This window comes from Paraburkholderia sp. BR10872, from assembly GCF_040965835.1.
Taxonomy (GTDB): domain Bacteria; phylum Pseudomonadota; class Gammaproteobacteria; order Burkholderiales; family Burkholderiaceae; genus Paraburkholderia; species Paraburkholderia nodosa_A.
This window is the reverse complement of the sequence record NZ_JBFRCN010000023.1, coordinates 1-14,292: the sequence shown is the minus strand read 5'-3', so window position 1 is coordinate 14,292 and position 14,292 is coordinate 1. Positions and strand designations below refer to the sequence as shown.

General features: G+C 65.1%; 13 protein-coding genes and 1 pseudogene. 6 read left to right on the top strand and 8 right to left on the bottom strand.

The window, feature by feature from the left end; all coding sequences use genetic code 11:
* Window positions 1–59: 59 nt before the first annotated feature.
* Window positions 60–305, bottom strand: a pseudogene (locus AB4Y43_RS19075) (transcriptional regulator); the annotation flags it as partial.
* Between the two features lie 112 nt (window positions 306–417).
* Here AB4Y43_RS19075 and AB4Y43_RS19070 point away from each other — a divergent pair.
* Window positions 418–1,323, top strand: coding sequence for an SDR family oxidoreductase (locus AB4Y43_RS19070; protein ID WP_368728527.1), 906 nt, complete (start codon window positions 418–420; stop codon window positions 1,321–1,323).
* A 63-nt stretch (window positions 1,324–1,386) separates the two neighbouring features.
* On the opposite strand, the gene AB4Y43_RS19065 is transcribed toward AB4Y43_RS19070, so the two are convergent.
* Entirely contained in the window at window positions 1,387–2,583 is a 1,197-nt protein-coding gene (locus AB4Y43_RS19065; RefSeq protein WP_368728526.1) for a phytanoyl-CoA dioxygenase family protein, read from the bottom strand.
* Window positions 2,584–2,693: 110 nt separating this feature from the next.
* Window positions 2,694–3,635, bottom strand: a complete 942-nt coding sequence (locus tag AB4Y43_RS19060) for a LysR family transcriptional regulator (protein WP_069266652.1) — start codon at window positions 3,633–3,635, stop codon at window positions 2,694–2,696.
* 185 nt (window positions 3,636–3,820) lie between these two features.
* Between AB4Y43_RS19060 and AB4Y43_RS19055 the strand changes: the two genes are divergently transcribed.
* Window positions 3,821–5,332 carry a CoA-acylating methylmalonate-semialdehyde dehydrogenase gene (locus tag AB4Y43_RS19055; protein WP_368728525.1) on the top strand — a complete coding sequence of 504 codons (1,512 nt, stop codon included), beginning with the start codon at window positions 3,821–3,823 and terminating at the stop codon, window positions 5,330–5,332.
* A 143-nt stretch (window positions 5,333–5,475) separates the two neighbouring features.
* Here AB4Y43_RS19055 and AB4Y43_RS19050 read toward each other — a convergent pair whose 3' ends face one another.
* Window positions 5,476–6,390, bottom strand: coding sequence for a LysR family transcriptional regulator (locus tag AB4Y43_RS19050; RefSeq protein ID WP_368728524.1), 915 nt, complete (start codon window positions 6,388–6,390; stop codon window positions 5,476–5,478).
* Window positions 6,391–6,500: 110 nt separating this feature from the next.
* Here AB4Y43_RS19050 and AB4Y43_RS19045 point away from each other — a divergent pair, with 110 nt between their 5' ends.
* Window positions 6,501–7,517: an NAD(P)-dependent alcohol dehydrogenase gene (locus AB4Y43_RS19045; protein ID WP_368728523.1), complete on the top strand. Its 1,017-nt coding sequence runs from the start codon at window positions 6,501–6,503 to the stop codon at window positions 7,515–7,517.
* A gap of 68 nt (window positions 7,518–7,585) precedes the next feature.
* On the opposite strand, the gene AB4Y43_RS19040 is transcribed toward AB4Y43_RS19045, so the two are convergent.
* The 4 genes from AB4Y43_RS19040 to AB4Y43_RS19025 form a co-directional block, all read right to left on the bottom strand.
* Window positions 7,586–8,938 (bottom strand): TRAP transporter large permease, encoded by a 1,353-nt coding sequence (locus tag AB4Y43_RS19040; RefSeq protein ID WP_368728522.1) that lies wholly within the window; start codon window positions 8,936–8,938, stop codon window positions 7,586–7,588.
* Between the two features lie 7 nt (window positions 8,939–8,945).
* Window positions 8,946–9,425 (bottom strand): TRAP transporter small permease, encoded by a 480-nt coding sequence (locus tag AB4Y43_RS19035; protein WP_368604437.1) that lies wholly within the window; start codon window positions 9,423–9,425, stop codon window positions 8,946–8,948.
* Window positions 9,426–9,503: 78 nt separating this feature from the next.
* Window positions 9,504–10,463 carry a TRAP transporter substrate-binding protein gene (locus tag AB4Y43_RS19030; protein WP_256094893.1) on the bottom strand — a complete coding sequence of 320 codons (960 nt, stop codon included), beginning with the start codon at window positions 10,461–10,463 and terminating at the stop codon, window positions 9,504–9,506.
* A 440-nt stretch (window positions 10,464–10,903) separates the two neighbouring features.
* A complete protein-coding gene (locus tag AB4Y43_RS19025) occupies window positions 10,904–11,896 on the bottom strand; it encodes a LacI family DNA-binding transcriptional regulator (protein WP_069266659.1) in 993 nt (330 codons plus the stop codon).
* Between the two features lie 173 nt (window positions 11,897–12,069).
* Between AB4Y43_RS19025 and AB4Y43_RS19020 the strand changes: the two genes are divergently transcribed.
* From AB4Y43_RS19020 to AB4Y43_RS19010, 3 genes are all read left to right on the top strand, one after another.
* Window positions 12,070–12,903, top strand: a complete 834-nt coding sequence (locus tag AB4Y43_RS19020) for an NAD-dependent epimerase/dehydratase family protein (protein WP_368728521.1) — start codon at window positions 12,070–12,072, stop codon at window positions 12,901–12,903.
* Between the two features lie 290 nt (window positions 12,904–13,193).
* Window positions 13,194–13,592 (top strand): helix-turn-helix transcriptional regulator, encoded by a 399-nt coding sequence (locus AB4Y43_RS19015; protein ID WP_368618849.1) that lies wholly within the window; start codon window positions 13,194–13,196, stop codon window positions 13,590–13,592.
* A 38-nt stretch (window positions 13,593–13,630) separates the two neighbouring features.
* Window positions 13,631–14,292: HipA N-terminal domain-containing protein (locus AB4Y43_RS19010; RefSeq protein ID WP_368728561.1), on the top strand; the 662-nt coding region annotated here is incomplete at its 3' end.

The following is a 14,292-nucleotide window of genomic DNA, read 5'->3' as shown; positions in this document are numbered from 1 at the left end:
CGCTCGGAGTGTGGCGATGAGAGAGGAAGACGAGGGAGGTCAGGATGCGTGCGGCAGGGTCACGACTGCTCGATGAGCGCCTTGATGCGCTCGGCCTGCCCGGCATCGACCGGGTTGTAGGCGATCATGTGCAGGTCGGGCCGGCCATCGACGGAAAACGCCGATTGCTCCAGCGCGATCAGACCCAGCGTGGGATGGTGCAAGCGCTTCACGTGGTCGGCTTCTGCATGTGCCGGCACTTCGTTCTCGCGCCACAGTGCGTCGAACTCGGGGCTCATGCTGCACAACTCGTCGACGAGCCCGCCGAATGAATCGGAATGGAAAGCCTGTTAGTCATCTTACTATGATGAACTCACTACTTTAACGGTATAGAGAATTTGGAGATAGTACGCCAGTCATGACCCAGGAGAGATGACCATGCGTATTTTTCTAACTGGCGCGACCGGCTTCATCGGCTCGGCGCTCGTGCCGGAACTCATCGAAGCCGGTCACGAAGTGATCGGCATGACCCGCTCCGAAGCCGGTGCACAGGCGCTCGCCAGGGCGGGTGCACGCGTGCATCGCGGCACGCTGGAGGAACCGGCAAGCCTGCGCAGCGGCGCGGAGCAAGCGGACGCCGTGATCCACACGGCCTTCGACCACGACTTTTCGCGCTTCGTCGAAAACTGCGAAAAGGACAAGCGCGCCATTGCGGCGCTCGGCACCGCTCTTGCCGGCTCGGATCGTCCGCTACTGATCACGTCCGGCACGGGCATCGGCAACGCCCAGCCAGGCGAACTGGCCAGCGAGGACGTCTTCAATCCGGGCCATCCCAACCCGCGTATTGCGTCCGAGCTGGCTGGGCAGGTACTGTTGGAACAAGGGCTCAATGTAGGCGCGGTGCGGCTGCCCCAGGTCCACAACCCGTTCCGGCAGGGGCTCATTACGCCGCTCGTCGCGATCGCCCGCGAGAAAGGCGTTTGCGCCTACGTGGGCGACGGTCAGAACCGCTGGCCGGCCGGCCACCTCTCCGACGTCGTGCGCCTTTATCGGCTCGCCGTTGAAAAAGGTCAACCGGGCGCGCGCTACAACGCGGTTGGCGAAGAAGGCGTGACGAGCCGCGCAATCGCCGGGGCGCTAGGCCGCGGGCTCGGCCTGCCGGTCGTTTCGATCGCGCCGGAAGAGGCAGCCGCGCATTTCGGCTGGATGGGGATGTTCGTCGGCCTCGACATGCCCGCTTCGAGCGCGCTCACCCAGGCGCGGCTAGGCTGGCGCCCGACCGGTCCCTCGCTGATTGCCGATCTGAACGAAGCGCGCTTCACCGAGGTGGGAGCGTCGACTTGATCCGGCAGCAATCCTGAATATCCTCACCTCACCGTCTCGTGGTCGCGGACGCCATCGCCGCGCTTACGCGGGGTCGCGTCGCGCGTCATGCGCGCGCAACGCCACGGCGAATCTGCCTGGCTCCCAGTCCTCATGCAGCGCGCGCTGCATGAGTGCCTGCTGGCTTTCTGGCGCGAGGCCCCCCAGAGGCGGGTCCCGGTCGAGATTGGTGGGAAACGGATAGCCTTCGGCGCACGACGCGATGACCGCCATTGTCGCGAGTTCGTCTGCAACGCCCAGGCCCTTCCTGCGCCACTCGCGCAGCACGGGATAAATCGCCTCGCACATGCTCGTACGGTCAAGCGCTTCCATTGCGCGCCCCATCGCCGACGAAACCTGCAGCAGATTCGCCATGCGCTGTATGTCGGCGGTGCGGTTCGCGCCCGCCGCATGAAATAGCGCGGGATTGAAGAACAGGGCGTCGCCACTGGTAAGCGGCAACTGTACGCAATGCGTTTCGAAGTACGCGCGGAAATCGGCTCGCCGCCATGCAAGATAGCCCTCGGCATAGCGTTGCGAGTACGGCAGGAGTTTCGTCGGCCCGCTCTCGACCGGCATGTCGCTGTGCGCCACCGCCCCCTGGAGCGTGAGGAAAGCGGATACATGATGCACGTGCGCCGGATAACGCTGCGCCTCCTCGATCGTCTGGAATCCCAGGTGATAGTCACGGTGCGCTTCCTGTGCCGCGCCGCCGGGCCGCACCACGTTGACCTGCGAAGTCATCTGATAGCACGGTCCGAGCCACGCCTCGCACACGGCCATGAGCGGCAGATTTGCGAAGTAGTCGACGAACACGGCAGGCGCTTCGAGGCAGAGCTTCTGTTGCGCATTCCAGATGCGGTCGTTTGCGCCCGCCTTCGCGAAATGGTCCGCGCCGCTCGTGCCCTGCTCCCGCTCGGCCCGGATGATGGCTTCGAACACGGCGGTGGCATCGTCCACGGGCTGCGTGTTCGCGTAGGCGCGCTCGAGCACCAGCACTCCGGCGCCGTCGCGCAGCACATGCGCCCATTCCGCCTGCAACTGCGCGCGCCGCGCCGCGTCGTGCAGCGCGCCTTCGAGCGCCACGCAGTCGTAGACGGGAATGCGCTGCCTCACATCGCAGGCGTAACGCAACGGGCTGCCGTCGTCGCGCAGTCGGTTCACGAAGGCGTCCAGCGAGCATTCGCGTTCGACGTACCATTGCCGCCCCAAATCCGCCACCGGTATTTCGTGCTGGTCCATGCGTCTGCCTCCGTGTTGGATCAAGCATAACGTCGGCACCCGGCGCCGTGGATACCAAAAATCTATCAAAACCGCATCAGGAAGGCGGCGGCAGGGCTGCGTGCGCCACCTCACTCCAGCGGAAAGCCATCCTTGAACGTCTGCCGCAGAAACTCCGTAAAGTGCTTGACCGCTCGCGGCACTTGCGCCCCATACGGCCGCACGACGTGCAATTGCGAAGCGAACGCGCCCACGGGGCGCCAGTTGGGCAGCAGCACGACGAGCTTGCCGGCCTGCAGCGCGGCCTGCGCGCTGAAATCGGGCAACAGCGCGATGCCGAGATGTTCCAGCGCCGCGTCGCGCAACGCCTCGCTGTTGTTCGCCGAGAACGGGCCGTTTACCGTCACCGTCTCGCGCGCGCCTTCCGCGCGGCGGCCGGCTTTCTCGAACGACCACACGCCCGCCCCCAGCGGGCGCGGATAGAACAGACAGTCGTGCTGCGCCAGATCGGCGGGCGTTTGCGGCGTGCCTCGCTGCTTGAGGTAAGGCCGCGTGGCGACGATGACCGAGCGCGTGTCGCAGAGCTTCCAGGCCACGTGGGTTTCCGGCACCTGCGCGCTATGGCGAATCGCGAGATCGAACCCTTCGGTCGCAATCGAGCTGAGCCGGTCGGAAAGCTCCAGTTGCACGCGCACTTCGGGATGCGTGCGCGAAAAGTGCGCGAGACGCGGCACCAGTTGCTGGCGCGCGAAGGCGACCGGTGCAGTGACGCGCACCGTGCCGCGGGCGACGTCGGCCATCTCGCGCACGCTCGCGAAGCTCGCGGCGATGCTGTCGAACTGCGCGCGCGTGTCCTCCACGAGCCGCAGCCCCGCCTCCGTGAAGCGCACGCTGCGCGTGGTGCGCTGCACAAGCGGCACGCCCGCCACGCGCTCCAGTTCCGCGATGCGCTGGCTCACGGCCGCCTTGCTCACGCCCAGGCGCGTCGCCGCCGCGGTATAGCTGCCCTGGGTGGCCAGCACATTGAGCCAGTGCAAATGCGTCCAGAGTGCTTCGACTCGCTGCGTATCCATCGATAAAAAGTCCGCGTCAAAACTCGTGAATCCCGCGTCGATACTAGCATGCCGTTCGCGCACTTTTCACAGACTACGCCAGTGATTGTTCACAGCTAAAAACAATCAATTCAGCGCCAGCGTCTTTCCTCGCCCCCGCACCCTCCGTAGACTGGCGGCACGCACTCACCTAACGAGGAGATGACATGCAGGCCTATACCGATTCCGCAGACGTAGTCCACTTCATCGGCGGCAAGACCGAGCGCGGCACGGGCGACCGCACGCAAGCGATCTTCAACCCCGCGACCGGCGCCGCCGCGCGCCGCCTCGTGCTGGGCGAAGTCGCCGACGTGGACGCCGCCGTGACGAGCGCGAAAGCCGCGTTCCCGAAGTGGCGCGACACGCCGCCCATTCGCCGCGCGCGCGTCATGCTGCGGTTCCTCGAGCTGATGAACCGTCACGCGGACGAACTCGCGGCGATCATCACGGCCGAGCACGGCAAGGTCGTCTCCGACGCGCAGGGCGAAGTGGCGCGCGGTATCGACGTGATCGAATTCGCCTGCGGCATTCCGCAACTGCTCAAGGGCGACTACACCGAACAGGTTTCCACGGGCATGGACAACTGGACCGTGCGCCAGCCGCTGGGCGTGGTGGCGGGCATCACGCCGTTCAACTTCCCTTGCATGGTGCCGTGCTGGATGTTCCCGGTGGCGCTCGCAGCCGGCTGCACGTTCATCCTCAAGCCTAGCGAGCGCGACCCTTCCGCTTCGCTTTTCATGGCGCGTCTGCTCACGGAAGCCGGCCTGCCCGACGGCGTGTTCAACGTCGTGCAAGGCGACAAGGCCGTGGTCGACGCCCTGCTCGCGCACCGCGACGTGAAGGCCGTGAGCTTCGTGGGCTCCACGCCGATCGCGAACTACATCTACGAGACCGGTGCGAAGCACGGCAAGCGCGTGCAGGCGCTCGGCGGCGCGAAGAACCACATGGTCGTGATGCCCGACGCGGATCTCGACAAGACCGTGGACGCGCTGATCGGCGCGGGCTACGGGTCGGCCGGCGAGCGCTGCATGGCGATCTCGGTGGCCGTGCTGGTGGGCGATGTGGCCGACAAGATCGTGCCGCGCCTCGCCGAGCGCGCACGCAGCCTCATCGTGAAGAACGGCATGGAAGCCGACGCGGAAATGGGCCCGATCGTCACGAAGCAGGCGCTCGAGCGCATCGAAGGCTATATCGCGAGCGGTGTGGAAGAAGGCGCGAAGCTCGTGGTGGACGGACGCGGCCTCAAGGTGCCGGGCCACGAAGCAGGCTTCTTCACCGGCGGTACGCTGTTCGACGACGTCACGCCCGAGATGCGCATCTACAAGGAAGAAATTTTCGGACCGGTGCTCGCCTGCGTGCGCGTGAAGGATTTCGCCGAGGCCGTGGAACTCATCAACGATCACGAGTTCGGTAACGGCGTCGCCTGCTTCACGAGCGACGGCCACGTGGCGCGCGAGTTCGGCCGCCAGATCGAAGTGGGCATGGTGGGCATCAACGTGCCGATTCCGGTGCCGATGGCATGGCACGGCTTTGGCGGCTGGAAGCGCAGCCTCTTTGGCGACATGCACGCGTATGGCGAAGAAGGCGTGCGCTTCTATACGAAGCAGAAGTCGATCATGCAGCGCTGGCCGGAAAGCACCGAAAAGGGTGCGGAATTTTCGATGCCGGTGGCGAAGTAACAGTTGTCGGGCCTGCGTGAGTTTGCGTGGCGTGGACACTGGCCTCGCGGTCGCATCAAAGGACGCCATTCATGCTTTGATGAAGTGTCACTGATCGTCACGACGCCATGACGCGTCGGCAGTGCGAGACGCGCTGCGCACGGTCAGTCCGGTTGCGCGCCGAGCATGCGCGAAATATCCGCGACGAGCGCATCCACCGCCACGCGCACCTTCGACGGCATGTGACGCGCCTTCTGCCGCACGACGTGCACTTCGTCGCCCATCACGCTCTTGCTGTCCATGACGAGTTCGAGTCGACCGTCGCTCAAATACGGGCTCATGAGCCAGCACGGCAGCCACGCGAGGCCGGCGCCGGCGGCGGCGGCATCGGCGATCGCCAGCAGGTCGTCGAAGCACAGCCGCGACGCGAGCCGGCATTCCTCGATCTCGCCGCCGGGCCCGCGCACGCGCCAAGCCGGGCTCTGTCCCGCTCGGCCATAGGCGATGCCCGTGTGAGTGGCGAGGGCTGCGACGTCCGCGGGCTTGCCGTGTTGCGCGAGATACGCAGACGACGCGCAGATCCCCATGCGCTGCACGCCAAGCCGGCGCGCGACGAGCGTGCCGTGATCGGGCAGCGTCCCGATGCGTACGGCCAGATCGAAGCCGTCCTCGACGAGATCGGCCACCCGGTCGCTAAACGAGAGTTCGACATTCAGACGCGGATGCTCCTCCACGAGCCGCCGCACCACGGGCGCCACGCACTGGCGTCCGAACAGCACCGGCGCGCTGATCCGCAAGCGCCCCGCAGGCTCGCGCCGTCCGTGATCGAAGGCGGCTTCCACGGCGCTCAGCTCCCCGAGCACGCGACGGCACTGCTCGTAGTACGCGTGGCCTTCGTCGGTGAGGCTCAAGCTGCGCGTGGTCCGCTGCAGCAGGCGCACGCCCAGGCGCTGTTCGAGCCGCGCGACGATCTTCGCGACCGCCGAGCGCGTCACGCCAAGGCGCTCGCCCGCGGCGGAGAAGCTGCCCGCGTCCACCACGTCTACGAATTCGGCCACGCCGCTCAGGCGATCGTTCATATCCCCACTCCTTTTGTATCCACCGCGGCGACAACCAAGCTCCGGAATCTCACCAATGTCGCCTCGCAAGCAACACTATCATAGGTGCTCCCACTCGTACTGGAGCAGTCATGAACGCATGGAAACTGAAGGCCGGCAGCGGCCATGGCGCACTCGCGCGCACCGACTTCACGCCGCGCGCGCCCGGTCCGCATGACGTGGTCGTGAAGATTCACGCAGCCTCGCTCAACTATCGCGACCTGATGTTCGCGCGCGGCGATTACCTCGGCCTTGGCGACACGGCGCTCGTGCCCGTCGCCGACGGCGCGGGCGAAGTGGTCGAAGTCGGTGCGGCCGTCACGCGCTTCAAGCCCGGCGACCGCGTGATCAACACCTACTTCCCGCATTGGGTGGATGGCCCACCCACACCGTGGAAAGTGCGCGAGTCGCCCGGTGCGCAATTCGACGGGGTGCTCGCCGAACGCTTCGTCGCTGAGGAAACCTCGCTCGTCTCGATTCCCGCGCACCTGAGCTACGAGGAGGCCGCAACGATCTCGTGCGCCGGCATCACCGCCTGGAACGCGATCTTCGCCGATGGCGGCGCACGGCCCGGTGCGACCGTGGTGCTGCTCGGCACCGGTGGCGTGTCGATCTGGGGGCTGCAGCTCGCCCACGCGGCGGGCTTGCGGACCATCATCACCTCTTCGAGCGACGAGAAGCTCGAACGCGCCCGCACCCTCGGCGCGAGCGAGACCATCAACTATCGTTCGCATCCCGAATGGCAGGACGAAGTGCTGCGGCTCACGGGCGGCGAAGGCGCGGATATCGTCGTGGAAGTGGGCGGACGCGATACGCTGCCGCGCTCGGTGGCGGCCGCGAAGATGGGCGGGCTTGTTTCGATCATCGGCGGCGTGACGAGTTTCGCGGGCCCCGAATTGGGGTTGTTATCGGTGATCGGCGGTATCAAGCGTCTGCACGGCATCATGGTCGGCAGCCGCACGATGCTCGACGACCTCACACGTTTCGTCGCCACGCAGCAGATTCGCCCCGTGGTGGATCGCGTGTTCGCTTTCGAGGAAGCGCCCGAAGCTTACGCGTGGCTGGAAGCCGGCAAGCATTTCGGCAAGGTCGTGATACGCGTGGCCTGAGAGCACGTGCGCAGAAAAGCGAAGCGGGCACGCATGGTGCCCGCTCCGTTCTTCTTGTGCCGGTCGTTCTAGAAAACCGGATGCCCGTTGATCACGCTGGGTAGCCACGTCGAGAAGAACGGAAAGTAGGTGACCAGATTGATCGCGCTAAAAATCGCGAGATAGTATGGCCACGCGACCTTGGTCGTCTCCCCGATCGACACGTCGCCGATGGCGCAGCCGATGAACTGCACCGAGCCGATTGGCGGATGCACGAGGCCCAGCGCGCAGTTCAGCAGGATCATGATGCCGAACTGCACCGGGCCCACGCCGCTATGCATGGCGAGCGGCAGGAAGAGCGGCGTCGTGATGAGGATGTGCGCCGCCATGTCGATGAACGTGCCCAGAAACACCTGGATGATGTTGATGTAGAGAAGCATCAGCCAGGGAAGGGTCGTGGCATGTGCGAGCACGCGCTCGATGGCCTCCGGAATCTCCAGATAAGCCATCTGATAGCGCAGCATGTTCGACACCGCGATCAGCAGCAGCACCACGCCCGTGGTCTTGGCCGCACGCGAGAGGGCGAAGAACAGCTTCTCCTTCGTCATCGAGCGATACACGACCACGGTGAGCGCGAGCGAATACACCACGGCAATCGCGGCCGCTTCGGTGGCGGTCGCAATGCCCCGCGCCACGCAGAAGAGAATGATCGCGATCACGAACAGCCCAGGCAGCGCGCCGAGGAACGCCCGCACCACGGCGAGCCAGCCGGGAAACACCTGCAGCCTGGTCGAGCCGTCCGCGCTGCGCGGATAGCCGAAGCGGCGCGCCTGCCAGTAAGCCGCAATCAGCACGAAGCCCATGACCCACAACACCGGCAGCAGGCCCGAGAAAAGCAGGTCGCCAATCGACACGCCGCTCATCTGCTGGCCGTTCAGCGTGCCCGTAATGCCTTGCGCCGCGAACGCATAGATGATCATGTTGGTCGAGGTGGGCATCAACGCGCCCGCCAGCGACGAGTGCGTCGTCACGTTGACGGCATAGGCCGCGCTATAGCCTTCGCGCTTCATGAGCGGAATGACCACGCCACCCATCGCCGACGTATCGGCGGAAGGCGAACCGGAAACGCCGCCGAACAGCGTGCACGCGACGACATTGGCCATGCCGAGTCCGCCACGGAAATGTCCCACTGCAGCCTGGGCGAAGCGCAGGATGCGGTCGGCAATGCCGCCGTGCAGCATCAGCTCGCCGGAGAAAATGAAGAAAGGTACCGCGAGAAACGAAAACGCGTTCATGCCCGAGATCATCGACTGCATGGCAGTCGCGGCCGGCAGTCCTTCGTAAAGGTACGTGCTGACGCAGGCGAGACCGAGGGAGAAAGAAACCGGCACCCCAACGGCGAGGAGCACCAAAAAACTGAGCGAAAGAATTGCGAGTTCCATGTTTGCCCTACTTTGCCTTGCGTACGAACAGCGCCAGAAGATGCTCGAGCGAGAACAGCACGATGCAGGTACCGGCCACGACCGGTATGACATAGCGCACCGCTTCCGGTATGCCGAGAATCGCGATGTGGTCATCCATGGTCGTGTCCGCCATTTGCAGGCAGCCGAAGAAAATCGCCACGCCGAGCGCGATCAGGCAGAGGTGCTGGAACGCCTCCGCGATCAGTTGCCCCCGCGGGGAAAGCTTCTTGACGAGCGAATCGAGACCGATATGCCCGCGCTCGCGCACCTTGAGCGCGGCGCCGAACATGGCGATCGTGACTACCAGCAGCAACGCGACCGGCTCGACGAAATCGGGTGCGCTCTCGAACACGTAGCGCATGATCACGCCGTAGAAGACGAGAACCGTCAGCGCGGCGAGCGCAACCGAGGCAACGATCGTCAGCAGGCGAAACAGCAAATCGTTGGGGAGTTTCAGGAAAGTCATGATCCATCCTTGCACGGCACACACTGCACAACGGCGTTTTTCCGGCTCCGCGCCGCTTGTGACGCGGAGCCCCGGGCTTTAGTGAATCGCCTGGATTTCGTCCACGATCTTCTTCATGTCGGCCGTCTTTTCATACTTCGTCCAGACCGGCTGCATGGCCTTCACGAAGGCCGCGCGATCGACCTGCGCGGCCGGAATGATGGTCGCGCCGCCCTTTTCCACCGTCTTGCCCGCCGTGTCTTCGCGCGCGGTCCAGAGCTTCACGTAGTACGGCACCGAGTCGGCGGCGGCCTTCTTGATGATCTCCTGCTCCTGCGGCGTGAGCGTGTCCCATACCTTCTTCGAGAACACCAGCACCTCCGGGGTCATGGCATGGTCCGTCTCGGAATACACCTGCGCCACTTCGTAGTGCCTGGTTTCCTCGTACGACGGCAGGTTGTTTTCCGCTGCATCCACGAGGCCCGTTTTCAAGCCCGTATAGACTTCGGCGAACGGCATCGGCGTGGGCGTGCCGCCCATCGCCTTGATTTCGTCGACCATGAGGTCAGACGGCTGCACGCGCACCTTCAGGCCCTTCATGTCGGCCGGCGACTTGATCGGACGCTTCGCGTAGATCGAGCGCGCGCCGCTCTCGTAGAAGGTCAGCGCAATCATGCCCTTGGCCTTGAACGCGTCGAGAATCTTCTGGCCTTCGGGGCCGTACATCACCTTGCGGAAATGGTCGATGTCGCGAAAGAGGAACGGCAGCGAAGGAATCATCGATTCCGGCACGATCTCGTTGAACGCGGCGCCATTGGCGCGCACCATGTCGAGCGCGCCGATACGCACCTGATCGATCGTATCGTTCTCCGAACCGAGTGCGCTGTTGCCGAACACCTTGATCGAATCCTTGCCGCCCGTGGCCTGCGAAATTTCTTCGCCCATGTGCTTGAGCGCCATGTTGGTCGGGAAGGTGTCGCTGTGCACGTCGGCGACACGGAACACGCGCGCGTGCGCAGCGCCTGCGGTGAGCGCGAGCGCCGCCGCCAGAACGGTCATTGCGGTCTTCGCGGTGCGTGCACCCTGTGAGTTGCGAAAGGTCTTTTTCATTGCTTGCCCCAAGAATGGAAGAGTTGTTTTCGAGCCGTGTTTGGGCTGATTCGCTGGCCAACCGGGTGTCTCAGAACCGGTGGTGGGTGATACCTGCGTGAAGGACGACGCAAAGGCGGGGGCGGGCGCCGGCAATCGCCACCCCGACCACAGCGCACTTCGACCGGCGCCTGTTCTCCGCCATTTCCCGATCTCCTTTTGTTCTTCGTGTGCCATTTCTGGAAAACGTTTTCTCGAAATTTAATGCGTTCCCTTCAAAATGGCTAGTAGGTAGTTACGCGGAGCGAAGCAGGGTTGGCGCGGCCCAGTTGGCGTATCGGAAACAGGCGTGGCAAGGCCGCCGGCCTTTGTCTGGCGGCCAGCGCGGGGGATCTACAGCGATCAGGGAATCAGCGACAGGCGACGGTCGAGTCGCGCACGACGAGGCGGGGTTCGAGCACGACCTGCTCGACATCGGCGCGGCCGGCCAGGACGTCGATGAGCTTTTGCATGGCCAGTTCGCCCATGCGCTCGCTCTGCCCGTCGATCGTGGTCAGGCGCGGCTCGACGTATTCGCCATAGGGCACGTTGTCGATGCCGGCAACCGAGACGTCCTGCGGCACGCGAAAGCCGAGCGACCTGGCCTCCTTCATGAAGCCGAGCGCAATGAGGTCGTTGTAGCAGATCACCGCCTGCGGGCGTTTCGGGCCGAGCATCACCCGCGAGCAGGCGTGCTCGCCCGCCTGGGCGGTCGGCGCGTGCGTTTCGTAGACATCGAGCGTGAGGCCGGCCTCGGCCAGCGCCTCGGTGGCGCCGGCAATACGCTCGTCGTTGATGGTCGCCGCGGCGAAGCCCAGATAGGCGATATGCCGGTGCCCGAGATTGAGCAGATGACGCACCAGCATGGACGTCGCGAGCCGGTTGTCGAAACCGACGGTGGGCATGTCGAGCCCGCGCACGGTCCTGAGCATGACGACCGGCTTGCCCAGATTCATCGTCCACCGGGCGATTTCCTCGGAAGCCCGCGAGCTGACGATGAGCCCGTCCACGCGCGGCGCGAGCGCTTCGATGAGCGAGCGTTCGCGGGCGAGATTCTCTTCGGCGTCCACGAGAAGCAGCGTGTAGTCGTGCTGGAGCGCCACGCGGTTCGCGCCCTTGACCACGTTCGTGAAGTGCGGGTTCGCGATGTCCAGAATGGCGATGCCGATGGTGCGCGTGCGCCCCGTGATCATCGAGCGCGCCAGCGGATTGGAGCGGTAGCCGAGCAGCGCGATGGCGTCCTTGACCTTCGCTTCCACCGCCGGCGAAAAGCGCTGGGTGCCGTTCACGTACTTCGATACCGTCGCGACCGAAACGCCGGCCATGGCGGCGACATCGCGAATCGTCGGGGAACCACTTTTCATAGATCGGCAACGCCAGGGAGGATCGACGGCGAGCATTGTCGCAGAAACGGACCTGGGGTGAACCCCGGTATTCGCCGCAGGTATTCCTCCATTGACGCTGCGTCTGCCGATGGCTATATTCGGAAAACGTTTTCCTCGCGTTTTCAATACCAAAATATCTCCAGGGAGCCCTGATGTCGCAACACCCACCTGTAGCCAAACCGTTCGGCCGCCTTCTTCTTACCGGCGCGGGCGGCAATCTGGGCCGTCAGTTGCGCGGCGCGCTCGCGAACTGGGCCGAGATCGTTCGCGTCAGCGACATCACGGAGCCGGGCGAGGGGGCGGCACACGAGGAAACGCGCCGCGTCGACCTCTCGGATCGCGCGGCGGTCATGCAACTCGTGGAGGGCGTGGACGCGATCGTGCACCTGGGCGGCATCTCCATCGACGCGCCATTCGACGATCTACTCGAAGCCAACATTCGCGGCACGTACAACCTCTATGAAGCCGCGCGCAAGCACGGCGTCAAGCGCATCGTCTACGCCAGCTCCAATCACGTCACGGGCTTCCATCCCGTCACGAGCGTGCTCGATACCGATGCCGCGCACCGGCCGGACAGCCTGTACGGCGTGACGAAATGCTTCGGCGAATCGCTGTCGCGCTATTACTTCGATCGCTTCGGCATGGAGACGGTCTGCCTGCGCATCGGTTCGTCGTTCGAAGAACCGAAGAACGCACGCATGCTCGTGACGTTCCTGAGCTATCGCGACTTCATCGAACTCGTGCGCTGCTCGCTGTTCACCAACCGCGTGGGTCATGCGATCGTCTATGGCGTGTCGGACAATCCGGCGAGCTGGTGGGACAACGGCAAGGCGGGATTCCTCGGCTACCGCCCGCGCGACAGCTCGGCGCCGTACGCCGAGCGCTTCCCGGCGACCGCGCCGAACGCCGAGCTCGGCGACGCTGCGCAGCAGTATCAGGGCGGACCGTTCGTGCTCGGCGAGCCGATGCATGGCGCCGAACGCTGATCGGAGTCCTGATAAAAGGGAAGACGGGCCCGGACGCCTGCAAGCAGACTGCCCTGGCCGCGAAGCGGCTAGGGCGGGGTTGCGCGGCGATTGACAGTTAGTTGCACATTTACTGGCGTGTCATGCACCTACCGCCGCCCTCGCAGCGAATACAACCTGTAGACTGTATTTTTAAATTACAGCCTGTGATTTGTATTTTTACTTTACAGGGTATAGACTGTATCCGACTGCGCCGCGCGTTTCCGTTTGCCTCGGCCGTCTGCATCGGCATTTCGCCGCCCGGAGTTGCCGTGGACTACCCTCTCAAGACCCTGAGCCAGCTGCGCCCGATTCTCGTCGGCTTCCGCAAGAAGGCCGGCCTCACCCAGAAAGACATCGCCGCGCGGCTCGGCATCTCGCAGCAGAGCTATGCCGCGTTCGAGGCGAATCCCGAAGCCGCGAGCGTCGAGCGGCTCGTGCGGGTCTTGCGCCTCGTCGACGTCGAAATCAAGCTCGGCGCGCCCGAAGCCAAGGCCTCGCCTGTCGCGGCGAAAGCCGCGCCCCGCCCGGCCAAAGCACCTGCGGCTGCAGCCAGGATGCCGAGCGCGGCCAACCCCCCGGCCGCCCGCAAACGCACCCGCGCCACGCCGGCGGAGGCCGCGCCGCAGCGCCAGTCCGCCGGCCGCCGCAAGCCGAGGGAGGACTGGTGAGCACACGCCCCCGCCTGCCCAACCGGCTCGACCTGTGGATGAACGGCCTCCCGGTGGGCTACTGGGAGAACGTGCGCGGCAATGAACGCCTCGTCTACCTCGACAGCTGGCTCTACGACGAGCAAGGCCGCCCCCTTTCGCTCTCGCTGCCGTTCACGCCGGGCAACCAGCCCTACCGCGGCCAGATCGTCGCGGACTATTTCGACAATCTGCTGCCGGACAGCGACCGCATCCGCAGACGCATCGCCGCGCGCTACCAGACCGGCGGCACCTCGCCGTTCGAGCTGCTCGCCGCGCTCGGCCGCGATTGCGTGGGCGCGCTGCAGATCCTTCCAGCTGGCGAAGCGCCCACCGGCCTGAAGAGCATCAAGGGGCGCGCCCTGAGCGAAGGCGACATCGCGCAACTGCTGCGCGAAACCACCGCCACGCCGCATGCGGGCGAGCACGAAGCCGTGGACAGCCTGCGGCTGTCGATCGCCGGGGCGCAGGAAAAGACCGCACTGCTGCGGCATGGCGGGCAGTGGCTGCTTCCGCAGGGCAGCACGCCGACCACGCACATCCTGAAGCTGCCGCTCGGCCTCGTCGGCAACATGCGCGCCGACATGCGCACCTCGGTGGAAAACGAGTGGCTGTGCACGCAAATCGTCGCGGGCTACGGTTTGCCCGTCGCGCCGTGCGAAATCGCGCAATTCGAGGACGC